The sequence below is a fragment of the Cobetia sp. Ld8 genome, from assembly GCF_045066615.1.
Lineage (GTDB): Bacteria > Pseudomonadota > Gammaproteobacteria > Pseudomonadales > Halomonadaceae > Cobetia > Cobetia amphilecti.
Genome location: NZ_JBISHF010000007.1, coordinates 1,131,792 through 1,154,499 on the forward strand (window position 1 = coordinate 1,131,792; position 22,708 = coordinate 1,154,499).

20 protein-coding genes are annotated in these 22,708 nt (G+C 63.0%); 7 read left to right on the top strand and 13 right to left on the bottom strand.

What is annotated here, in order from left to right:
• Positions 1-134 precede the first annotated feature (134 nt).
• From phnE (ACJJV2_RS09555) to ACJJV2_RS09580, 6 genes are all read right to left on the bottom strand, one after another.
• Complete coding sequence (phnE, locus tag ACJJV2_RS09555) at positions 135-950, bottom strand: phosphonate ABC transporter, permease protein PhnE (protein WP_405280318.1); 816 nt, start codon at positions 948-950, stop codon at positions 135-137.
• A gap of 5 nt (positions 951-955) precedes the next feature.
• Entirely contained in the window at positions 956-1,777 is an 822-nt protein-coding gene (gene phnE, locus ACJJV2_RS09560; RefSeq protein ID WP_192838129.1) for a phosphonate ABC transporter, permease protein PhnE, read from the bottom strand.
• A complete protein-coding gene (gene phnC / locus ACJJV2_RS09565; RefSeq protein ID WP_405280322.1) occupies positions 1,774-2,610 on the bottom strand; it encodes a phosphonate ABC transporter ATP-binding protein in 837 nt (278 codons plus the stop codon). Before phnC ends, phnE (ACJJV2_RS09560) begins: the two co-directional genes overlap by 4 nt.
• Positions 2,611-2,632: 22 nt before the next feature.
• Positions 2,633-3,580 carry a phosphate/phosphite/phosphonate ABC transporter substrate-binding protein gene (phnD, locus tag ACJJV2_RS09570; RefSeq protein ID WP_405280325.1) on the bottom strand — a complete coding sequence of 316 codons (948 nt, stop codon included), beginning with the start codon at positions 3,578-3,580 and terminating at the stop codon, positions 2,633-2,635.
• 235 nt (positions 3,581-3,815) lie between these two features.
• Positions 3,816-4,763, bottom strand: coding sequence for a phosphate/phosphite/phosphonate ABC transporter substrate-binding protein (gene phnD / locus ACJJV2_RS09575; RefSeq protein WP_405280328.1), 948 nt, complete (start codon positions 4,761-4,763; stop codon positions 3,816-3,818).
• Between the two features lie 612 nt (positions 4,764-5,375).
• On the bottom strand, positions 5,376-5,732 hold the full coding sequence (locus ACJJV2_RS09580; RefSeq protein ID WP_405280331.1) for a hypothetical protein: 357 nt from the start codon (positions 5,730-5,732) through the stop codon (positions 5,376-5,378).
• Positions 5,733-6,184: 452 nt separating this feature from the next.
• Here ACJJV2_RS09580 and purU point away from each other — a divergent pair, with 452 nt between their 5' ends.
• From purU to ACJJV2_RS09615, 7 genes are all read left to right on the top strand, one after another.
• Positions 6,185-7,063 (top strand): formyltetrahydrofolate deformylase, encoded by an 879-nt coding sequence (purU, locus tag ACJJV2_RS09585; protein WP_054555969.1) that lies wholly within the window; start codon positions 6,185-6,187, stop codon positions 7,061-7,063.
• A gap of 95 nt (positions 7,064-7,158) precedes the next feature.
• The gene (folD, locus tag ACJJV2_RS09590; RefSeq protein WP_248378829.1) at positions 7,159-8,106 is read left to right on the top strand and encodes a bifunctional methylenetetrahydrofolate dehydrogenase/methenyltetrahydrofolate cyclohydrolase FolD; all 948 of its coding nucleotides are present in this window, start codon (positions 7,159-7,161) and stop codon (positions 8,104-8,106) included.
• Between the two features lie 38 nt (positions 8,107-8,144).
• Positions 8,145-9,386 (top strand): FAD-dependent oxidoreductase, encoded by a 1,242-nt coding sequence (locus ACJJV2_RS09595; protein ID WP_405280335.1) that lies wholly within the window; start codon positions 8,145-8,147, stop codon positions 9,384-9,386.
• A gap of 115 nt (positions 9,387-9,501) precedes the next feature.
• Positions 9,502-9,813, top strand: coding sequence for a sarcosine oxidase subunit delta (locus tag ACJJV2_RS09600; RefSeq protein ID WP_405280338.1), 312 nt, complete (start codon positions 9,502-9,504; stop codon positions 9,811-9,813).
• Positions 9,810-12,818 (top strand): 2Fe-2S iron-sulfur cluster-binding protein, encoded by a 3,009-nt coding sequence (locus ACJJV2_RS09605; protein WP_405280341.1) that lies wholly within the window; start codon positions 9,810-9,812, stop codon positions 12,816-12,818. The genes ACJJV2_RS09600 and ACJJV2_RS09605 overlap by 4 nt, the downstream gene beginning before the upstream one ends.
• Before the next feature lies 1 nt (position 12,819).
• Entirely contained in the window at positions 12,820-13,515 is a 696-nt protein-coding gene (locus ACJJV2_RS09610) for a hypothetical protein (RefSeq protein ID WP_405280344.1), read from the top strand.
• Positions 13,516-13,656: 141 nt separating this feature from the next.
• Positions 13,657-14,502, top strand: coding sequence for an IclR family transcriptional regulator (locus tag ACJJV2_RS09615; RefSeq protein WP_107334959.1), 846 nt, complete (start codon positions 13,657-13,659; stop codon positions 14,500-14,502).
• 262 nt (positions 14,503-14,764) lie between these two features.
• Here ACJJV2_RS09615 and amt read toward each other — a convergent pair whose 3' ends face one another.
• The 7 genes from amt to ACJJV2_RS09650 form a co-directional block, all read right to left on the bottom strand.
• Positions 14,765-16,111 (bottom strand): ammonium transporter, encoded by a 1,347-nt coding sequence (gene amt, locus ACJJV2_RS09620; RefSeq protein WP_405280348.1) that lies wholly within the window; start codon positions 16,109-16,111, stop codon positions 14,765-14,767.
• A 218-nt stretch (positions 16,112-16,329) separates the two neighbouring features.
• Positions 16,330-17,385, bottom strand: a complete 1,056-nt coding sequence (locus ACJJV2_RS09625; RefSeq protein ID WP_405280351.1) for a heme-dependent oxidative N-demethylase family protein — start codon at positions 17,383-17,385, stop codon at positions 16,330-16,332.
• A 39-nt stretch (positions 17,386-17,424) separates the two neighbouring features.
• Positions 17,425-18,369, bottom strand: a complete 945-nt coding sequence (locus ACJJV2_RS09630; protein WP_405280354.1) for a PDR/VanB family oxidoreductase — start codon at positions 18,367-18,369, stop codon at positions 17,425-17,427.
• The gene (locus ACJJV2_RS09635; protein ID WP_153635591.1) at positions 18,354-19,040 is read right to left on the bottom strand and encodes a dimethylamine monooxygenase subunit DmmA family protein; all 687 of its coding nucleotides are present in this window, start codon (positions 19,038-19,040) and stop codon (positions 18,354-18,356) included. The genes ACJJV2_RS09630 and ACJJV2_RS09635 overlap by 16 nt, the downstream gene beginning before the upstream one ends.
• Positions 19,041-19,728: 688 nt before the next feature.
• Positions 19,729-21,069 (bottom strand): FMN-binding glutamate synthase family protein, encoded by a 1,341-nt coding sequence (locus ACJJV2_RS09640; RefSeq protein WP_153635590.1) that lies wholly within the window; start codon positions 21,067-21,069, stop codon positions 19,729-19,731.
• A gap of 14 nt (positions 21,070-21,083) precedes the next feature.
• The gene (locus ACJJV2_RS09645; RefSeq protein WP_242007773.1) at positions 21,084-21,770 is read right to left on the bottom strand and encodes a protein glxC; all 687 of its coding nucleotides are present in this window, start codon (positions 21,768-21,770) and stop codon (positions 21,084-21,086) included.
• Complete coding sequence (locus ACJJV2_RS09650; protein ID WP_077377084.1) at positions 21,770-22,687, bottom strand: glutamine amidotransferase family protein; 918 nt, start codon at positions 22,685-22,687, stop codon at positions 21,770-21,772. The genes ACJJV2_RS09645 and ACJJV2_RS09650 overlap by 1 nt, the downstream gene beginning before the upstream one ends.
• Positions 22,688-22,708 lie beyond the last annotated feature (21 nt).

Consider the following 22,708-nt stretch of genomic DNA (forward strand, 5'->3'; position numbering starts at 1 on the left):
AACCAGAACGCCAACACCTCTGTGCGCATTGCGCGCGACAGAGGTGTTGGCGTCTTGCTTTGCGCGTGTTGCGGACATGCCTCAGGGTCTGGGTCTGGGTCTGGGCCTGGATCTGGATCCGGGGATGGGCCAGGTTACAACACGGCCTGGCGCACCTTGGCCGAGACCCACTCGGAGGCGATCACGGTAAACAGGATCACCACGAAGATCATGCTGACCTGGTTCCACGCCAGCACATTGAGCGAGGACTGCAGATTGAGCCCCAGTCCACCGGCCCCGACCAGTCCCAGAATCGTCGACTCGCGGATATTGATGTCCCAGCGGAACACGCTGATGCCCCAGAAGGCCGGCAGAATCTGCGGCACCACGGCGTAGTTCATCACCTGCAGCCCCGAGGCACCGGTGGCACGCACGGCATCGACCTGACGCTCATCGATCTCCTCGATGGCTTCGTAGAGCAGCTTGGCGACGAAGCCGATAGAGCGCAGCCCGATGGCGATCACCCCCGCCAGCAGCCCCGGGCCGATGATGGCGACCAGCAGCAGCGCCCAGATCAGCGAGTTGATCGAACGCGAGGCCACGATGATCAAAAGCGCCAGCGGACGGATGAAGCGCACGCTCGGCGTGGTGTTGCTGGCGGCGAGGAAGGCGACCGGCACGGCCATGATCACGCCGAGCACGGTACCCAGCGTCGCCATGTTGAGGGTGTCCCACAGCGGCTGCCACAAGCGCCCCAGGTAGCTCCACTCAGGCGGGAACATGCGTCCGCCGATATCGGCCGCCTGGGCGGGCGCATCCTCCACGAAGGCCCAGATGGTGTCTTCATTCATCACCTGCCAGCAGTAGACGCTGAACGCCACCAGCCAGAACAGGCCAACCCACTTCACCAGGCGCTGACGCGACGAAGAACGCTGCCAGACAGGGGCGTGAGACGAGGAACTGTCTGTCATGACTGTCATTGCACCCACCGACGGATATAGGAAGAGGAATATTCCACCACCAGCACGATGGCGATGATCATGATCAGGATGGCGCCGGCGGAATCGTATTCGTAGCGATCGATCGCCGTATTGAGTGTCGCGCCGATCCCGCCCGCGCCGACGATGCCGATCACCGAGGACTCACGGAAATTGATATCGAGGCGGTAGAGCGACAAGCCGATCAGGCGCGGCATGACCTGAGGCTGCACGGCATAGTTGACCACCTGCCACCATCCGGCGCCGGTGGCACGAATCGCCTCGATCTGGACGGCCTCACAGGCTTCGATCTCCTCGGCCAGCAGCTTGGCGACGAAGCCGATGCTGGCGAACGTCAGCGTCAGAAAGCCCGCGAAGGGCCCGAAGCCGAACATGGCCACCAGCAGGATGGCGATGATGATTTCCTGGAAGGAGCGCGACAGCGTGATGATGGAGCGGCACAGGAAATAGATCGGCGCCGGGGCCAGATTGCGTGCTGCGCCGATCCCGATGGGAATCGAGATCAGAATGCCCGCCAGCGTCGAGGTCCAGGTCATGGTCAGGCTCTCTATCAGCCCTTGCTGGATATCACGCCAGCGCGACGTGAAATCCGGGACCAGAAAGCCCTGCAGGAAGCGCCAGCCGCGGATCATGCCTTCCTGGACCCGTGCCCAGTCGACCTCGATGGTCGAGGTTGCCACCACCAGATAGGCGATGGCACACAGCATGAACAGCCAGGCATGCCAGCGACGCTTGAACATCACCGGCGGACGCTGCCAGCGGGTCGGCATGGTGGAGGAAGAGGGAGCTGGCGTTGTCATGTCGCCGCCACCATCTGCTCGCGCGGTGCCTGCGGGCGCACCGCCGGTTCGTCTGCCGCCTCCTCGGCGCCCTCTTCCGGATTGAGCTGCGTCCAGTCCTCGGCACCATAGATGGTGGTCAGCACCTCGTCGGTCAGTGCGTCCGGCGGGCCATCGAAGACCACTTCCCCGGCACGCAGCCCGATCAGGCGGTCCGCGAAGTTGCGGGCCAGCATCACATCGTGGATGTTGATGATCGCCGGCAGGCCACGCTCGCGGCACATGCCCTGGATCAGACGCATGATCTGGCGCGAGGTCTTGGGGTCCAGTGAGGCGGTCGGCTCATCGACCAGCAACAGCTCCGGATTCTGCTCCAGTGCCCGCGCGATGCCGACTCGCTGACGCTGCCCGCCCGACAGCTCATCGGCGCGCTTGTCGTGACGCCCCGCAAGCCCCACCCGCTCCAGCAATGCAAACGCCTGCTGCACGTCTGCCGCCGGATAACGACGCAACAGCGAGCGCCAGTACGAGACATAGCCCAGTCGGCCTGACAGCACGTTCTCCATCACCGTCAGACGCTCGACCAGTGCATATTCCTGGAAGATCATCCCGATACGCCGACGGACGCGGCGCAGGTCGCTCCCCTTGAGGCCCGTCAGGGACTCGCCGGCCAGACTGATCTCGCCGGAGGTCGGCTCGACCAGCCGGTTGATGCAGCGGATCAAGGTCGACTTGCCCGCCCCTGACGGGCCGATCAACCCGACCACCTGCCCTGCCGGTACCTCAAGACTGACGGCATTGAGCGCCAGATCACCCGTCTTGTAGGTCTTGGTGACTTTCTCTAGTTTCAGCACGTTTGACTCCCGACCCTGCCGATCAACGGCAGTGGTATTGAACGTTGTTCGCCGCGTCGATCTTGCGGATGACTTCCCACTCCTTCTTGAAGGAAATCGGAATGAACCGGGTTTCCCCCACCGGCGTGAATTCTTCTGCCAGTGACGAGCCTTCCCACGGGAAGGTTCTGAAGGCGTCCTTGATCTTCTCCTGCAGCTCCGGCGTCAGGTTGTGCGCCATGCCGTAGCTGGTGGTCGGGAAGGTCTGGGAGGTATACAGCGTCTTGAGTTGCTCGGGCTTGATCACACCGCGCTGCTCCATGCGACGGGCGACCTTGTTGGCGATCGCGGCGGCCGGGTAATCCTTGTTCGCGACACCGAGTACCGAGTTGTCATGCTTGCCGGAAAACACGGGGGTGAAATCGGTACCGGCGACCATGCCGTAGTCGGACTTCAGAATCGCCGACGGTGCCTTGTAGCCGGAATTGGAGGTCTCGGAGGTGAAGGCCATCTCGCGGCCCTTGATGTCCTCGACCTTGTCGATCCCGGAGCCCGGATAGGTGATGATTTCCATCTCGTAACCGAAGGAGCCATCGTCCGCGGCCATCATGGTGAAGGGACGAAAACCGGCACAGGCCACCGCCAGCGGGGTGGAACCGGTATTGAAGCCGGCAATCTGCAGACGGCCGGCACGCATGGCCTCGATCTGGGCGGCGTTGGACTGCACCGGGAAGAATTGCACCTTCTTGCCGGTCTTCTCGGCCAGATACTCCAGAAAATCAGACCAGGCATCGGCGTAGACTGCCGGGTCTTCCACTGGGGTGTAGGCAAATACCAGGGTGGCGGGGTCCTTCAGTTCGGCGGGGTCCGTGGGGATATCCGCCACCATGTCGCCATCGGCATCGCTGTAGCGTTCGCCCAGACTGAACTGCGCTTGCGCCAGCGTCGGCACCAACAGCAATGAACCCAACCACCATCCAAGACGCTTCATTCCCTTCTCCCGTGTGTTCTCTGGTCTGCCCCCCGCCTCGCGCGCGGGACAGATATCATCAGCTGGCGACGCCACCCGACAACATTCACTGATCCATATAAGCCAATATTCCAGACTGGCGGCACTGGCGTTCAGGGTGCTGGCCCTTCACGACCTCCCGGCCAGCCACATATGGCATCAATTCGGGAGGTCGCGTTACGCCCGTCATGTCACTGCCTGATCCCTCTTGCGGGGTTCAGCGGCAGTTGTATTGAACGTTGTTGGCGTCATCGATCTTGCGGATGACTTCCCACTCCTTCTGGAAGGAGATCGGCACGAATTTCGCTTCACCGGACTCGGAGAACTCCGCTGCCAGTGAGGAGCCTTCCCAGGGGAAGCTCATGAAGGCGTCCTTGATCCTGGCCTGCAGCTCCGGCGTCAGGTTATAGGCGACGCCGTAGCTGGTGGTCGGGAAGGTCTGCGAGGTATAGAGCGTCTTGATCTGGTCCGCCTCGATCACGCCGCGATCTTCCATGCGCCCCATCACCGAATTGGCAACGGCAGCAGCGACGTAATCGTGGTTGGCGACGCCGAGGATGGAATTGTCATGCTTGCCGGAGAACACCGGCGTGAAATCAGTGCCGGCGACCATGTCGTAATCGGCCTTGAGGATGGCAGACGGTGCCTTGAAGCCGGAGTTGGAGGTCTCGGAGGTGAAGGCCATTTCCTTGCCCTTGATGTCCTCGACCTTGTCGATGCCGGAACCCGGGTAGGTGATGATTTCCATCTCGTAGCCGTAGCTGCCATCCGCCGCCGCCATCATGGTGAACGGGCGATAGCCGGCACAGGCCACGGCCAGCGGGTTGGAACCGGTATTGAAGCCGGCAATATGCAGACGCCCCGCACGCATGGCTTCGATCTGGGCGGCGTTGGACTGCACCGGGAAGAACTGCACCTTCTTGCCGGTCTTCTCGGCCAGGTAATCCAGAAAGTCAGACCAGGCATCGGCATAGACCGCCGGGTCTTCCACCGGCGTATAGGCAAATACCAGCGTGCTCGGGTCCTTGAGCTGTGAGGCATCCGTCGGAATATCCGCCACCAGATCCCCATCGGCGTCGTTGTAACGGCTATCCAGACTGAACGCCGCCTGCGCCATCGAAGGAACCAGCATCATCGCGCCTACCACCAAGCCAAGCGTCTTCATATTCCCTGCCCCTTGAGTTTTTTTCGTTCGAACCGAGATCCAGCTGCGGATGTAAAGTAGGCGCTTCGTATGAAGATTGGATGACGCTTGCATTGCGAACGTGATGCGCTCGCATGACAGTCCAAAGACAACGCCCTGGAGCGAGCGTGACAAGGCGACTTTCACGATTATCTGAAAATATGAATTTCCATATGTATTTTCCGATAACGGCTCGCGCCGAGGCCGACAGGCCCCGTGATGCCCCGCTATCGTGGCCTTCTCCCCCGCTGATTGACGTTCATTTGAAGATGGCGAGCTGAGCACTTCGCTACGCGATGAAGCTGTCTTGCCTGACAGACACCCAGCACGTCTTGAAGGTCGCGCTTTCGAGAACGCTGATATCCACTCGCTCTTTACACCCTGCCATCGTGAGCCAGAGGGCATGGCGCTGATCCGAGAGCTTGAAGCAAAGGGCTTGGAGACGAGGGCCTGACGCAAAGGGCTTGGCCACAGCGTCTGGAGACAGGATCTGAACAAAAGAGGCCGAAACGCAAAAGCCCCCAGCAACCAAAGGCTGCGGGGGGCTTTCATCATCCGGGACATTCAGCTGCCATCAGGCAGCGATGTCATGCCTCAGTGGCGCTCGTTCTTGAGCACGTCGGCGTAGTTCTTCTTCTGGTAACGAGACTGAGTATCGCTCGCCTTGTTGCTGGCACTGGACTTGGCTGACTTGGCCGCCTGGCTGGCGTGTGATGTCCTGGCCGACGCCTTGCTGCTTGCCGTGGCCTTGTGGGACTGGGCGGCAGACTTGGCAGATGACTTGGCGCTGTTCTTGGACTGGCTGTACTGGGACTTGGCGCTGTTCTTGGACTGGGAGTACTGAGTCTTGGCGCTGTCCTTGTGAGCCTCAAGCGTCGGATTGCCGGCCAGTGCCACGGAGGAACCGGCCATGCTGGCCACCATCAGTGCTGCGATCGTCAACTTGCGCATCGTGTCTACCTCGTCATCTTGCATGAATAGCGAGTCCTGGAGGGCGTCCCTCGAGGTTTGTCATGAGCAGACACTAACGTGTTGATATTCAAGCTCGCAATTGTCGATCCCTGACATGACGATTTCTTTCACCTTATCCAAAAGTTGTAGCCATCCCGAGACGAGCGTGTCTCATCTGACACCTGTCCCACCCTCGTCCGCCGCATGGCCTTGCCCTGCGCCGCACTCTCCCAAAGCGGAAAAATTCATCAGTGAATGATTGTCTTAATTTCATGAGCGCTAACGCCGGCCGGCGCGTCGATCAGGCTTGACCCAGCGCCAGAAAAACATTGTTATTTACTTGAGAAGAAAATTAAGTCACTGACAGGAAATAACCGAGCCGCAGCCACGTCAGTGAATGACATTCTTCACATCACAACAACAATGCCTCTCTGCCGACATCGGAGCCCAGAATGCCTCACGCGACCTGCACCTCAGACGATCACTTCATTCTCACCATCAGCTGCCCGGCGACGTCCGGCATCGTGGCGGCCATCACCACCTTCCTGACCACCCATGAGTGCTACATCAGTGAGCTGGCGCAATACGATGATGAGGACAAGGGGCAGTTCTTCTTCCGCGCCCGCTTCCGCTTCAATGAAGGCGTCGAAGGCGATATCGCCCAGATGCGTCAGGCCTTCGAGGACGTGGCGGCTCCCTTCGAGATGCAATGGCAGATCCACGGTGGCCAGGACAAGATGCCGGTGCTGATCATGGTCTCCAAGTTCGACCACTGCCTGGACGACCTGCTCTATCACTACCGCAAGGGTGAGCTGGACATGCGGATCACCGCGGTGGTCTCCAATCACCTCGACCTGCGCCCGATGGTCGAGCGCGAAGGCATCCGCTTCGTCTACCTGCCGATCACCAAGGACACCAAGGCGCGCCAGGAAGCGGCCCTGATGGACATCGTCGACGAGACCGGCACTCAGCTGGTGGTGCTGGCGCGCTACATGCAGATTCTCTCCGATGAGCTGTGCCAGAAGCTGGCCGGGCGCGCCATCAACATCCACCACTCCTTCCTGCCTGGCTTCAAGGGTGCCAAGCCCTATCACCAGGCCCATGCCCGCGGGGTCAAGCTGATCGGGGCCACCGCTCACTATGTCACCGCGGATCTCGACGAAGGGCCGATCATCGATCAGGCCGTACAGCGGGTCGAACACAACTTCGCCCCGGAAGATCTGGTCGCAGCGGGCCGCAATACCGAGACCCAGGCACTGACCAATGCCGTGCGCTATCACATCGAACACCGCGTCTTCCTCGCCAATGATCGCACCGTGATCTTCAAGTAAGACTTCAAACAAGTCCTCAAGCAAGGCGTCGCACAAGCCTGCAAGACAGACCACGTGTGAATCATCGGCCGTCACCCAAGGGAGGAAGCGCAGTCATGAATACCCAAGCGACACCCACCGCGAGCGCGGACGAGACACTCGCACAGCCCACCGCCGCCGTGATCGATGGCAAGGCCGCCTCGGCGCGACTGCTCAAGGAAGTCACGGCAGAGGTCGCAAGCCTCGCGCAACAGGGCGTGATACCGGGGCTTGCCGTCGTGCTGGTCGGCGAAGACCCGGCAAGCCAGGTGTATGTGCGCAACAAGCTCAAGCGCACCGTCGAGTGTGGCATGCAGTCCTTCGAGCACGTGCTGCCCAGCGAGACCCGCGAAGCCGAGTTGCTGGCGCTGGTCGCCAGACTCAATGCAGACCCCGAGGTGCATGGCATCCTCGTCCAGCTGCCGCTGCCGGCGCATATCCAGGAAGACGCGGTGCTGGAGGCCATCGACCCCGCCAAGGACGTCGACGGCTTCCATCGCATGAACGTCGGGGCGCTGGTGCAGGGCGCCGATGCCCTGGCGCCCTGCACGCCCACCGGCTGCATGCGCCTGTTGCGCGATACCTTTGCCGAACGCGGCGGTGACCTTTCCGGGCTGCATGCGGTGATCATCGGCCGCTCCAACATCGTCGGCAAGCCGATGGCCAGTCTGCTGCTGGCCGCCAACTGCAGCGTCACCCAGCTGCACTCGCGCAGCCAGAATCCCGCCGAACTCTGTCGCCAGGCCGATATCGTGGTCGCCGCGGTCGGGCGCCCGAACATGATCAGCGCCGACTGGATCAAGCCCGGCGCCGTGGTCATCGATGTGGGCATCAATCGCATCGCGCAGTCCGCCGAGCAAAGCCCCACCGGCAAGGCACGCACCCGCCTGGTCGGGGACGTGGACTTCGCTGCGGTCAGCAAGATCGCCGGCGCCATCACGCCTGTCCCGGGGGGCGTCGGCCCGATGACCATCGCCTGCCTGCTCGCCAACACTCTGACTGCCGCGCGTCGCCAGTCGGCCTGAACCACTAGAGGTACGTTTGCGCGTACCGGGAGTCACCGATGCCCTTTTCCCTGCTCAAGTACGGCCTGTCCTCCGAGTATCCGGCCGAAGTCGACCTCCCCCCGCCCACGGAGCTGAAGTCCCGCTACGACGTGGTCATCATCGGCGGCGGCGGGCACGGCCTGGCCACCGCCTACTATCTGGCCAAGTATCACGGCATCACCAATATCGCCGTGCTGGAAAAGGCCTACCTGGGCAGTGGCAACACCGCGCGCAACACCGCGGTGATTCGCTCCAACTACCTGACGCCGGAAGGCGTGCGCTTCTACAGCGAATCGGTGCGCATGTTCCAGGGACTGTCCAACGAGTTCGACTACAACATCATGTATTCGGAACGCGGCCAGCTGACCCTCGCGCACACCGATTCCACCGTGCGCGCCTTCCGCCAGCGTGCCGAGGTCAACACCCACTTCGGCGGGCGCACCGAGATGCTGGATCGCCAGCAGATCCGAGAGCTGGTACCGACCCTGAATCTGGACCCCGGCCACCTGCCGGTCATGGCGGGCCTGTGGCACATCGATGGCGCCACCGCGCGGCATGATGCGGTCGCCTGGGGTTACGCCAAGGAAGCCGCCAAGCGTGGCGTCGAGATCCACCAGCTCACCGTGGTGCAGGACCTGGTGGTCGAAGGCGGCAAGATCCGCGCCGTGAAGACCAATCGCGGCACCGTGCAGTGCGGCTGCGTGGTGCAGGCGGTGGCCGGGCATAGCTCGGTACTCGCCAGCAAGGCCGGCTTCACCATGCCCATCATCAGCTACCCGCTGCAGGCGATGGTCACCCAGCCGTTCAAGCCGTTCCTCGATCCGCTCGTCAGCTCCTCGGCCCTGCACTGCTACGTGCAGCAGACCAGCCGTGGCGAGGTGGTGTTCGGCGGTGGCTCCGACCCCTATCCGCTCTACAACACCCGCTCGACGCTGGACCTCAAGGAAAGCCTGATCGCCGCGGCGCTGGAGATGTTCCCCTTCCTGTCCCAGGCCCGCCTGATGCGCCAATGGGCGGGCACGACCGACATGACGCCGGACTACAGCCCGATCATGGGCGAGAGTCCCGTCGAGAATTACTACCTGGATGCCGGCTGGGGCACCTGGGGCTTCAAGGCGACGCCGATCTGCGGCAAGACCATGGCCGAGCTGGTCGCCTCCGGCGGCAAGACCCCGGATTTGATTGCCCCCTTTGCGCTGGAACGCTTCGCGCGCTTCCGTCAGGTCAACGAGATGGGCGCGACTGCCGCCAGCCACTGATGGCTCGCGATGGATCGCAACGGCTCGCAGCGGCTCGAACTACAAGGCTCGATGACTGCCCCGGTATGCGCACCCCACGGTGGATGTACAAGAACAACGGTCAAGGATTTCCGCGATGAAGATCATGCCCTGCCCACTCAATGGGCCCCGAAATATCAGCGAATTCGTGTATGGCGGCGAGCTTGCCGACATGCCAGACCCCGATACCTGCAGTGATCGCGAGTGGGCCGACTACGTCTTCTTCAGCGACAACACCGCCGGTGTCGTCACCGAATGGTGGATGCACGCGGCCTCCAGCTACTGGTTCCTCGCCGAGCGTCACACCGTGACCGACGAGATCCTGCGCACCTTCGACCCCTCCGAGCGCTTCACCCAGCGCGTGGAGTTCCCACTGCACACCAAGGATAGCTCGGGAGAACGCGCATGAACGCCAGAGTCCCCATGACCCGAGGCGCACGTCTGCCGGCCCCGATGGGCCGACTGATCGACCGTGACACGCCCGTGACCTTCAGCTTCGACGGCAAGAGCTATCAGGGCTTTGCCGGCGACACCATCGCCAGTGCCCTGGCCGCCAATGGCCGCTGGCTGCTGTCGCGCTCCTTCAAGTATCACCGCCCGCGTGGCGCCCTGACCTTCGCCGGCCAGGATGCCAACACCCTGGTGCAATTGCCGGATGAGCCCAACGTGCTGGGCGATGAGCGCCAGATCAGCCCGGGGCTTGAAGTCACCGCCCAGAACGTCTCTGGCAGCCTGGACAACGACCGCGACATGCGCCTGGGCAAGTTCTCGAAATTCATGCCGGTGGGCTTCTATTACCGCGCCTTCTACAAGCCCAAGGGCGTCTGGAAGTACTGGGAGCCGCTGATTCGTCGCAAGGCCGGGCTCGGCACGCTGAATCTGGACGTGCGCGGCGACTATCACGACAAGGCCTATCTGTTCCACGACGTGGTGGTGGTAGGCGCCGGCCCGGCCGGCATGACGGCCGCACTTGAGGCGGCCGAGGGCGGCGCGAGCGTGCTGCTGGTCGAACAGGGCCGTCTGCTCGGCGGTGCCTTGACCTACGCACGCTTCGATGCCGAAGGACATGAGGCCAGCCAGACGCTTGAGCGTCTCGGCGCGGCCGTCACGGCGCATCCGCGCATCGACGTGATGACCGAGGCGACCTGCAATGCCTGGTTCACGGACAACTACCTGCCGGTGATCCGCGGCAAGCGCCTCTACAAGGTGCGGGCCAAGGAGTGCATTCTCGCCAGCGGTGCCTTCGACCAGCCGGTGGTATTTCGCAACAACGACCTGCCGGGCATCATGCTCGCCAGTGCCGCCCAGCGCCTGATGCAGCACTATGGCGTGTTGCCGGGCAAGCAAGGGGTGGTGATCACCGGCAGCGATGATGGCTATCTGGCGGCGCTGGACCTGATGGAACACGGCGTCAACATCGTCGCCCTGCTCGACATGCGCGCCCAGCCCGATGATGAAAGTCTGGCCGATGCCGTCCGTCACTGTGGCATCGCCCTGAAGCTCGAGCACGCCATCTATGAAGCGCAGGCGGAGAAGTCGCTGCATCACGTCACGGGCGTCGAGGTACGCAGGATCGTCGCGCGCGGCGAACTGGCCGCCGAGGGGGATGTGATCCCCTGTGATCTGGTCTGCATGACGGCGGGCTACATGCCGGTCTATCAGCTGGCCTGCCAGGCGGGCGCCAAGCTGTCCTATCTGGATGACGATGCACGCTTCAGCCTCAGCGGCCTGCCGGCGCACCTGCACATGGCGGGCTCCGCCAATGGCCTCTATCACCTCAAGGACGTGATGGCCGACGGCCAGCGTGCCGCCAGGTCTGCACTGGCCGGGCTGGCCGCCGCAGGCAAGGACGTGGATGTCACGCTTGAGGCGAATGAGCCGGCAGCCATCACGCCGTCACGCCCCTCCCGTCAGCATGGCTGGCCGCTGTTCGCGCACCCCAAGGGCAAGGAATTCGTCGATCTGGATGAAGACCTGCAGATTCGCGACATCCTCAATGCCACCCGCCACGGCTATCGCGACATCCAGCTGGTCAAGCGCTTCTCGACGCTGGGCATGGGCCCCTCCCAGGGCCGTCATTCGGCATTGCCGGCCGCGCGTCTGGTCGCCGAAGCCACCCAGCGCACCGTCAGCGAGACCGGCGTGACCACCGCGCGCCCGCCCTTCGTGGCCGAACCGCTGCCGTTGCTGGCCGGTCGCAGTTTCGACCCCTACCGCCAGACACCGATGCATCAGCGCCATCTGGATCTGGGCGCCACCATGATGCCGGCCGGCCACTGGGCGCGCCCGGCCTTCTATGGCCGCCCGGAAGAGCGCAATGACGCCATGCAGAACGAGGCACTGGCCGTGCGCAATGGCGTGGGCCTGATCGATGTCTCGACCCTGGGGGGCATCGAGCTGCGCGGGCCGGACGCCGCCGAACTGCTCAACCGCCTCTACACCTTCGCCTTCCTCAAGCAGCCGGTGGGGCGTACGCGCTACGCCACCATGGCCAACGAGCAAGGCGTGATCATCGATGACGGCGTGTCGTGTCGCCTCGGTGAGGAACACTTCTATGTCACCGCCACCACCAGCGGCGTGGACCGGGTCTATCAGCAGATGCTGAAGTGGAATGCCCAGTGGCGGCTGGATGTCGATATCACCAACGTCACCACGGCCTGGTGCGCCGTCAATCTGGCCGGCCCCCGAGCCCGCGAGGTGCTGAGCAAGGTGTGTCGCGATATCGACCTGAGCCCCCAGGCCTTCCCCTATCTGGAACTACGCACCGGCCACATCGAGACCGAGCTGCTGGGCACCACCGGCAGCATACCGGCACGCCTGCTGCGGGTCGGCTTCGTCGGTGAGCTGGGCTACGAGATCCATGTGCCGAGCCGTTTCGGCGAAGCACTGTGGGACCTGCTGATGCTGGCAGGCGAGCAGGCCGATATCCGCCCCTTCGGTGTCGAGGCCCAGCGTCTGCTGCGTCTGGAGAAAGGCCATATCATCATCGGTCAGGACACCGATGGCATGAGCCATCCCGGTGAGATTGGTCTTGAGTGGGCGGTCAGCCACAAGAAGCCCTTCTGCGTCGGGCGACGGGCGATCGAGATCCTTGCCGCCCAGCCTCAGACCCGCAAGCTGGTCGGCTTCATGCTGCCCAAGGACAGCCCGCAACCGCTGGAAGGTCAGCTGGTGCTCAGCGGAGGTGAGCAGAGCGCAGACGCCGCCAAGCCCGGCGGCGACATCACCGGCAACGTGACCTCGTGCGAGTACAGCGCGACGCTGGGTGCCATCATCGGCCTGGCCTACGCCGGACTCGACAGCAGTACGCCCGACAGCAAGATCACCATCCGCACGCAGGGCGACGTACTGGTCCAGGCCGACGTCGTCGCATTGCCCTTCTTCGATCCCGAGTCTGCCCGCCAGGAGCTGTGAGATGACGACAACCATGACGAACACGCTGGGCGGCGCCACGGCGTTGGCACGCTGTCCACTGCCCGAGAGCCTGGTCAGCCCGATGACGACCGCGACGGCAGATGTCTCGACGGCGGCCCTCAGTCACTGTGCGCTCGCCGACATGACCGCATTGGGTCGCGCAGGAGTGCGCGGCCGCGACGCCGCCGACTGGCTGGCCACGCTGGGTTTCACGGTGCCGGGCACGCCCAATGCGGCAACGCTTCAGTCAGATGGCAGCTGGCTGGTCAGGCTGTCAGTGGGTGAGTTTCTGCACCTGGCGCCGGCCATCAGCCCACAGGCGGGCGTGGCCGAGCTGCCGCTCATCGCACAGGCGGATGAAGCGCTGGTCCAGGGCATGCGCGTGCATTCCCTGCCACGGCGTGATTCCCACGCCTGGTTCAGCCTGAGCGGCAGCACCCTGCCCGCCCTGATGGCCAAGCTGTGTGGGGTGGATCTGCGCAGCGAAGCCTTCCCGCCGGGAAGCGTCGCCCAGACCTCGGTGGCACGCACCAATGCCATCATCGTCAATGCGGGGAGCCTTGCGTGTCCCTGCTTCCACCTGCTGTTCGACATCGCCTCCAGCCACTATCTATGGGGCGTCATGCTCGATGCCATGCGCGAATACTCCGGCGAGAAAGTGACAGCCGCTGCCCTGCTGGCCCATCATCACGACTAGCGATTGCGGCGCGACATCGGCATCCGCCCGCGGATGCCTCTCGCTTTATCACCCGCTCCCCGTCGCTGCCTGCCCCACAGGCCGCGCCGGGGACGCTGCGTTTCGCCAACCGCCTGTCGTACGTTGCCAAAGGAACCAGGTATGTCCGATTCCCAAGTGTCGCTTTCCAGCGGGCAAGATGTCGCGAGCGCCCCGACAGCGCTTTCCTCGCTCGCGGCATCACGCGAGAACGATTACACCGTGCCGGCGCTGTTTCGCGGGCTGAGAATCCTCGAGATGTTCAGCAGCAGTCGCAAGGTGCTGACCACCAACGACTTCGCCGAGGAGCTGGGCACCAGCAACTCGGCCATCTACCGCATCGTCATTACCCTCACCGACATGGGCTATCTCAAGAAGATCGCCCGCAATACCTATGAACTGGGGCCACAGGTCATCTCGTTGGGCTTCAGCTATCTGGCCAGTCGTGACCTGGTCGAGGTGGTCGCCCCCCACCTGGACACCCTGCGCGACCAGACCACCATGTCGTGCCACTTGAGCGTTCGCGAGGGCACGGACGCCATCTATCTCTACCGCGCCTTCGCCGCACAGCGCATGTCGGTCAACATCCCCATCGGTTCCCGCCTGCCGTGTCATGTCAGCGCCATGGGGCGCATTCTGCTCACGGTGCTGGGCGAGGATGAACTGCAGCAGCTCTACCGCCAGATTCGCCTGGATGACTACCCACCGCCGGCACCCCAGAATCTGCCTGCCCTGAAGGATGCCATCGAGGAGGCCCGCCGCCAGGGGTGGGTGGAGAGCCGCTCTGACTACGCCACCGCCATCGCCACGGGACTGTATGACCACACCGGCCATCTGGTCGGCGCCATCAATATCTCGGGCCCTGATGCGATGATGGCCGATGAGCGCCGGCGCCTGCTGTTGCGCGGCGCGCTGATGGACTGCGCCCGCCATATCAATCATGAGCTGGGTGGCCTGCACCGCCGTTGACGCCGTGTCCGTCTGATCGCGGCTTGTTCATCCCGGGCCCTTCATCATCCCTCTTGTTTCCGCCTGCTGTTCCTATCCTTTGCCCACCATTCCTCACCTTTCCCCCGCCGTTCGCCCTCCGTTCGCCCTGGAACACGAGAAGGCCCGCCAATTGGCGGGCCTTCTCGTATCAGATGCTGGCGGGGCGCATCACGCTCTGAGTCATCAAATTCTGCGCCTCTGAATCATCAGACTATGAGACTCCAGCACCTGGAGTGCGGGCTCAGCGCGTTGCCCCCTTGAGCACCGCAGCCGAGGCCGCTGTGCTCGCCTTGCCGGCGTGCCCGGACACATTGACTTCCCCCTGTGACGGCGAGGACATGTTGACGAATTCCGGGTAGGCGCCCATGCCGCATTCATGCATGTCCATGCCTTCCAGTTCTTCTTCCTCACTGACACGCAGGCCACCACAGACCTTCTTGATCACCAGCAGCGCCACGAAGCTTGCGCCGAACATCCAGGCGAAGATAATCAGCGTGCCCAGGATCTGGGTGCCGAAGTCCGCCTCCGGATTGGAGAACAGCACCGCCATGATGCCCCACAGGCCTGCGGAGCCGTGTACTGAGATGGCACCGACCGGGTCATCGATCTTGAGGCGATCAAGCCCCACCACCGACAGCACCACGATGATGCCGCCCACCGCGCCGACCAGTACCGCAAGGCCGGCAGACGGCAGCAACGGTTCGGCGGTGATCGAGACCAGACCGGCCAGAGCACCGTTCATCACCATGGTCATGTCGGTCTTGCCGAACATGGCGCGTGACAGCAGCGCCGCGGCCACCATGCCCGCAGAGGCCGCGGCATTGGTGTTGACGAAGATACGCGCCACGCTGTTGGCATCATCGAGACTGGCGATCTTGAGCATCGAACCGCCATTGAAGCCGAACCAGCCCATCCACAGGATGAACATGCCCAGCATGGCGATCGGCAAATTGGCGCCCGGGATGGCACGTACCTTGCCGTCCGCGCCATAGCGCCCCTTGCGCGGACCGACCAGCAATACCGCCGCCAATGCCGCCGCCGCGCCCGCCATGTGCACGACCACCGAGCCCGCGAAGTCCTGATAGCCCATCGCATCCAGGAAACCGCCGCCCCACTTCCAGTAACCTTCCACCGGATAGATGACCGCGACCATCACCACCGCGAAGATCAGGAACGGCCACAGGCGCATGCGCTCTGCCACGGCCCCCGAGACGATGGACATGGTCGCGGCGGCAAACACCGCCTGGAAGATGAAGTCCGCCATGCTGGAGTAATAGGCGGCGCCTTCGCCGGCACTGATGTCGCTGAGGCTATTGTCAGCACCGAGCATGAACGACAGCCCCGGAATCACGCTGCTGATGGCGTTGTCACCGGGATACATCACGTTGTAGCCCACCACCAGGAACACCAGACAGGCGATGCCGTAGAGCAGCGCATTCTTGGTCAGGATCTCGACGGTATTCTTGGAGCGTACCAGCCCGGATTCCAGCATCGCGAAGCCGCAGGCCATGAACATGACCAATGCGGTACACATCAGGAAGTAGAACGTATCCAGCGCGTAGCTGAGTTGCAGCACATCGATATTCACCAGCGTTTCCCCTTTGTTGTTATCCGCAAGCGCTGTGGACAGTGGCTTGCGATCCATTCCATATCACGCCCTCGGCGCCGAGAGTTGTTTGCCAAGAGCTCTTTATCAGGAGCTCTTTATCAGGAGCTCTTTATCAGGAGCTCTTTATCAGGAGCTCTTTATCAGGAGAGCGGTTTGCCAGAAGCTGTTTGCCAGAAGCGGCTTGCCGAGAGCGTGGCCTAGACCGCTGCCTGCGCCGTCGCTTCGGCGTTGGCCGCGACACTTGCCTCGCGGGCTTCCAGCCACTCGAGCACGCTGGGCAGATAGCGTGTCAGTCCCTTGTAGTCGATCAGCTCCGGCGGCAGGGTCTTCAGCACCTTCAACAGCCGCGTCTGCCAGACCGGGTTGGTACACAGGTCTTCCAGACTGATCAGATAGGTGCGGATCCCGAAGAACAGCGCATGACTGCGCGGCATGCGCACCAACGTCTGCAGCTCGACCCGCAGATGCACATCACGGCCAGCATTCTCTGGCGTGATGGTGGTGCGATCACTGCCCCACTCGGCATAGGTCTCCGGGGAGCTGTCCATGCGCGGATGGATGGTCATGGTCCAGTTCAGACGCCGCACCGGCCCGCCGACCTGGATGGCGCACAGGTATTTGAGCGCGCGATCGAACACGCCCATCTCATGCGCCAGCGGCACCGGGCCATGCCACTGCTTGAAACTCATGCCAGCATCGAAGGCCAGTGACCAGTCCGCCGGGCAGGTGATCATGCCGGCATCCATGAACAGGTCACCGTCGCGCTGGTCGAGCAGCGCGATATCGCCCTGCATCTGACGGCCGATATAGTCCAGCGGCGGCAATGGCAGGCTGGCGTCATCACCCATGCAAAAGGCCTGCTCCAGCCCCAGCAGATGGTTGCGCCACACGCAGTCATCGCCGTCGCGCTCGAAACTGAAGGCCTCGGGATAGTCCCTGGCGTAATGCGTCATCACGAATTCCAGGAAGTCCCAGGCGGCCGGCTGCATGTGCGGCATCACCAGACAGCGTCTGGGGTCCTTGGCCAGCACCCGCTCACGCTCGGCGATCTCGCTCAGATAGTGCTCATCGATATCCAGCATGTGCTCGGTGATGGAACCCGGCTTGCCGGGCAAGGTATGCGGCTCGATATTGACCGAGTAACGGTACTCATCTTCCGGGAACGGGAAGGGAAAACGCTGGATGGCGTGATCGGAATTCTTGAAGGTGAACAGACCATGGAACGCCTGGTCATCTCGCGGGGAAAATTGCATGTTCCTGCTCCTTGGGGGTCCATCTCGCGAAAGACGTATTCAGAGATCCAGCACCAGCCGCTGGCTGCGTGCCCGGGAAACGCAGGGCATCACGCAGCGCTGACTGGCCCGCTCCTGTTCATCGAGGAAGGCGTCACGGTGCTCCGCCTCCCCCTCCAGCATCTCGACCCGACACTGCCCGCAGACGCCGCCACGACACAGGCTCGTCACCTCGACACCGCTGCGCTCCAGCGCTTCCAGCATCGATTCCTGGGCGCCGACCGCCACTTCCACGCCGCTGGCGCGCGCCACGGCCGTGAAGGGAGTCCCCGGTTCCGGGGCGGCAAAGACCTCGTGGTGGATGCGCGCGAGACTCCAGTGCAGCTCGCGCGCCGCTTCCTTCACGGCATCGATCATGGCCTGCGGGCCGCAGAGATAGACGTGCGTGCCGGCGGGCTGACGCGCCAGCATGGCCTTCAGATTCGGGCGTTCGAGGCGATGCTGGGTGATGTTGCCACTCGCCAGATAGGGCGCGGCCTCCGGGAAGCGGGCGACGTCGAGGTCCTGGCTGCGCAGGTGCAGCTCCCAGCTGGCGCCACGCCGCTCAAGCTCCGGCAGGTAGGAGAGAAACGGCGTGATGCCGATGCCGCCTGCCAGCATCAGGTGGTGGCGCGCCTGCCAGTGCGGCAGAAACAGGTTGGCCGGCGGGCTGAGTTCCAGCTCGTCACCGACCTGCACACGGGAATGGATGGCTTCGGAGCCGCCACGCGAGACCGGCTGACGACGCACCGCGATGCAGTAATGCGAGGGATCATCCGGCGGGCTGATCAATGAGTAGGCGTTGCGACACACCCGCCCCTCTCCCGGAATGCCCAGCACCACATGACTGCCCGGCGAGAACGGCGTGAAGGGGGGAGCCTCATCGGCAGGCACCAGGGTGAGACGGCGCACGCTGCTGCTGAGCTGATCGACCGCGGCGACCCGCGCCTTCATGAAGCGAGACATGGTGCCACCTCCTCCTGTGGGGGAATCTCTCCCGGGGCTTCCGCATCGATTCGCACGCCCATGTAGGCGCCGAGACGCTTGGAAAAATGATCACGCACTTCCAGCATCAAACCGCAGCCATCACAGGCTGCCGGCGAGTGGATGACATGCTCACTGACCTGCTGACAGTGCACGCAGAACACATGCCGCCCCAGGGCAGCGACCGGCAACATCACCATGTCATCCAGCAGCAGCCCCTGCTGCTGAGCCAGATTGGCGACCTGCCACACGAAATGCTCACTGCCGATGATGACCAGACACCCCGCGACACCGATCTCGCTGATGGCGCCGACCAGTGCGTCGCAGGCCTTCGGGCGGTCATCGACGTCGTACCAGCGATGCAGACGGGCGTTGTCGACGGGGCCCGTGGGCAACGCCTCTGTTGCCGGGGCGGATTGCACGGCGCCTCCCACCTCGCGGCTACCGAGCTGCCCCAGCAGCGTACTGATCAGCTGACAATGCATCTGCAGCTGCTGACGGGCGTTGCCCGCCGCCTCACCAGTACCTGGCAGGCTCTCGGGAGACTGGCACGCCACCAGATAGCGTTGGGCATCGGGCAGCGCCTCGATGCGTGGATAGTGTTGCCGACTTCGAATCCCGGCAGTGACAGAGGATGATTGCGGGCTTTTCATGACACGACCCTGCTCTGAGAAATTGTCCTTGTTGTAATGCCGCCGTCTTGACGATGACGTGCATCCGACTACCACTCCATTTCTTGAGCATATTTCGTGCCATTGACGGCAAAATCATTGCCCCACATACCCGACAAAATTGCCTGAAAATCCTGCTTCATACATGAACCATCAATCGAGACATTCACGCACCAAAACAGAACACTCAGCTCAGGTAAAACGGCTTATATTCACCATTATTGCTCTGTTTCATTCTCACCCCACAAGCCAACCTCTACGCCTGACATCTTTCTCATGAAATAACCACAAGATCCTGAAAGAATGGAAAAACTCTGCCTTGAGAAAATCACGACCTCTCCGTCGACACGACACCATGTGCTTCTCCATCATCAGCATTATGACGCGCTTTCGCTTGCACGATATCGGCCGGATTCCTTGATTGAACTCAGCACAAAAGAAAGCGCCTCACCGAAGGGGTGAGGCGCTCTAATGACTCGATGGAATCAGGTCACATTTTTCTACATCAACCGGAGCAGAGCTCTTGTCATTGCGACAGCTTGCCTGGACAACATTGCGGCGAGCTTGCTGACAAAAGGCTTCGCAGCTTTGCCATGACAATCATGCGCAATGCCAGCCATGCACGATCGCTCTCATGCGCAATGGCACACGCACGATAGAGATCGTGCCATCAGTAACCGCTCTGTCCCGGCACCCAGTTGGTGCCCGCCAGCGGCACCCGGGCCATGGCCGCGGCTTCCACGTTCAGGGCGACCAGATCTTCCGGTTCCAGGTGGTGCAGGTGCGACTTGCCACAGGCACGTGCCAGGGTCTGGGCTTCCAGCGTCAGCACGCGCAGGTAGTTGGCCAGACGCTTGCCGGCTGCGACCGGGTCCAGTCGCTGGCTCAGCTCCGGGTCCTGGGTGGAGATACCGGCCGGACACTTGCCATCCTGGAAGTCGTCATAGAAACCGGCGGCGGACCCCAGCTTCTGATACTCATCGGCATAGCGCGGATGGTTGTCGCCCAGCGCAATCAAGGCGGCGGTACCGATGGCCACGGCGTCGGCACCCAGCGCGATCGCCTTGGCCACATCAGCGCCATTGCGAATCCCGCCGGAGACGATCAGCTGCACCTCACGGTGCAGGCCCATCTCCTGCAGTGCCTGAGTGGCCTGGGGGATGGCAGCCATGGTCGGGATGCCGACGTGTTCGATGAAGACATCCTGGGTGGCGGCCGTGCCGCCCTGCATGCCATCCAGCACGATGACATCCGCGCCCGCCTTCACCGCCAGCTTGACGTCGTAGTAGGTGCGGGTCGCGCCGATCTTGACGTAGATCGGCACCTGCCAGTCGGTGATCTCGCGCAGTTCGGCAATCTTGATCGCCAGGTCATCCGGGCCGGTCCAGTCCGGGTGGCGACAGGCGCTGCGCTGGTCAATGCCCTGCGGCAGCGTACGCATGCCCGCGACCCGCTCGGAAATCTTCTGGCCCAGCAGCATGCCGCCACCGCCGGGCTTGGCGCCCTGCCCGAGCACGACTTCAATCGCATCGGCCTTGCGCAGGTCGTCCGGGTTCATGCCATAACGTGACGGCAGATACTGATAGACGAGTCGCGAGGACTGGCCGCGCTCCTCCGGGGTCATGCCGCCATCGCCGGTGGTGGTGGAGGTGCCGATTTCCGAGGCGCCACGCCCCAGCGCTTCCTTGGCCTGGGCGGACAGGGCACCGAAGCTCATGCCAGCGATGGTCACCGGCGTGCTGATCACGACCGGCTTCTTTGCATGGCGCGTGCCGAGCACGACTTCGGTCTCGCACTTCTCGCGATAGCCTTCCAGCGGATAGCGCGACATGCTGGCGCCGAGGAACAGCAGGTCGTCGAAATGCGGCACCTTGCGCTTGGCGCCCCAGCCACGGATATCGTAGATTCCCGTCTCCGCCGCGCGCTGGATCTCATGGATGACATCGCGGCCGAAGGTCGCGGATTCCCGCAGTGCCGGGTTGTAGGGCTGTGTTTGAGTCTCGTCGGTCATGTTGAGCATCCTGATCAGTAGGCTGAGGCGTTGTCGACCTTGAAGTGATAGAGCTGACGCGCAGATCCATAACGCGTGAAGCTGGCCGGGTCTTCCTCGATTCCGGCACTCGCCAGCAACTCCGCCAGTTCTTCCAGGTGCTCGGCACGCATGTCCTTGGCGATGCAGTCCGCGCCCAGCGATGCGACCGTGCCCTTCACGTAGATTCGCGCTTCGTAGAGCGAATCGCCGAGCCCTTCACCGGCGTCGCCGCAGACCACCATGCGGCCCGCCTGGCCCATGAAGGCACTCATGGCCCCGATATTGCCCTTGACGACGATATCCACGCCCTTCATCGAGATACCACAGCGCGCCGAGGCATTGCCTTCGATGATCAGCAGGCCGCCGTGGGCGGTCGCGCCCGCGGACTGGGAGGCATCACCCTTGACCCGCACGCAGCCGGACATCATGTTTTCCGCCACCCCGACCCCGGTGTTGCCGTGGATGGTGACGCTTGCCTTCTGGTTCATGCCCGCGCAGTAGTAGCCCGCATGGCCATCGATATCGACACTGATGTCGTCATTGATGCCGCAGGCGATATTGTGGGCGCCGTCGGAATTGACCACTCGCCACTCACGCGCGTCCTTCAGGATGTCGGCATCGTGCAGGGCCTGGTTCAATTCGCGTAGCCCTTCAACGGCCAGATCGTGTGTCTTCATCATTACGCGGCCTCCGAACGGGCGGTGTCTTTTTCCCACAGATACAGGCGACCGGGTTCCGGCTCCCACACGCGGGCATCCTTGATGCCCGGCAGACTGGCCAGGGCACGGTATTCCGAGGCCATGGCCACGTAGTCATCGGTCTCGGCGATCACGGCTGGCTTGCAGGCGATCGGGTCACGCACCACGGCGAAGCCATCACGCGTGCCGATGGTGAAGGTGAAGAAGCCATCAAGGTCCTTCAGGGCGCCGGTGATCGCGGCTTCCAGGCTGTCGCCCTGCTCCAGACGCCAGGTCAGGTAGCCGGCGGCGACTTCGGAATCGTTGTCGGTCTCGAAGCTGATGCCCTCACGCTTGAGCTTGGTGCGCAGCCAGTTGTGGTTGGACAGCGAGCCGTTGTGGACCAGGCACAGGTCACGCCCGGTGGAGAACGGGTGGCTGCCCTGCAGGGTCACGGCGCTTTCGGTCGCCATGCGGGTATGGCCGATGATGTGGCTGCCCTGCATGCCCTTGAGGCCATAGAGGCTGGCGATATGAGCCGGCAGGCCCACCGCCTTGAGGATCTCGATGCTCTGCCCCACGCTCAGCACGCGAATCTGCGGGGCGCTGTCGGCAAGCCAGCCGCGCACGGCGCTCTCTTCCCCGGCGATCTTGAATACCGCGACACTGGCATTGCTGAACCAGTCCGCCACCGTGCCGACCTGCTCGCCCAGGCCCTTGGCGATCGCCTCCCAATCCTCATCGGCACCATCGCTTTGCAGCGTCAGCTTGATGCCAGCGTCAAATTCGTCGCCATAGATGGCGAAGCCGGCGCTGTCCGGGCCGCGATCGGTCATCGCGATCAACATCGGCTCGAACAGCTCCCCCAGGCGCGATTCCAGCGCCGGGTTCTTGAGATAAAGCCCTACGATTCCACACATGGTGATGTCCTCTCACGGGCA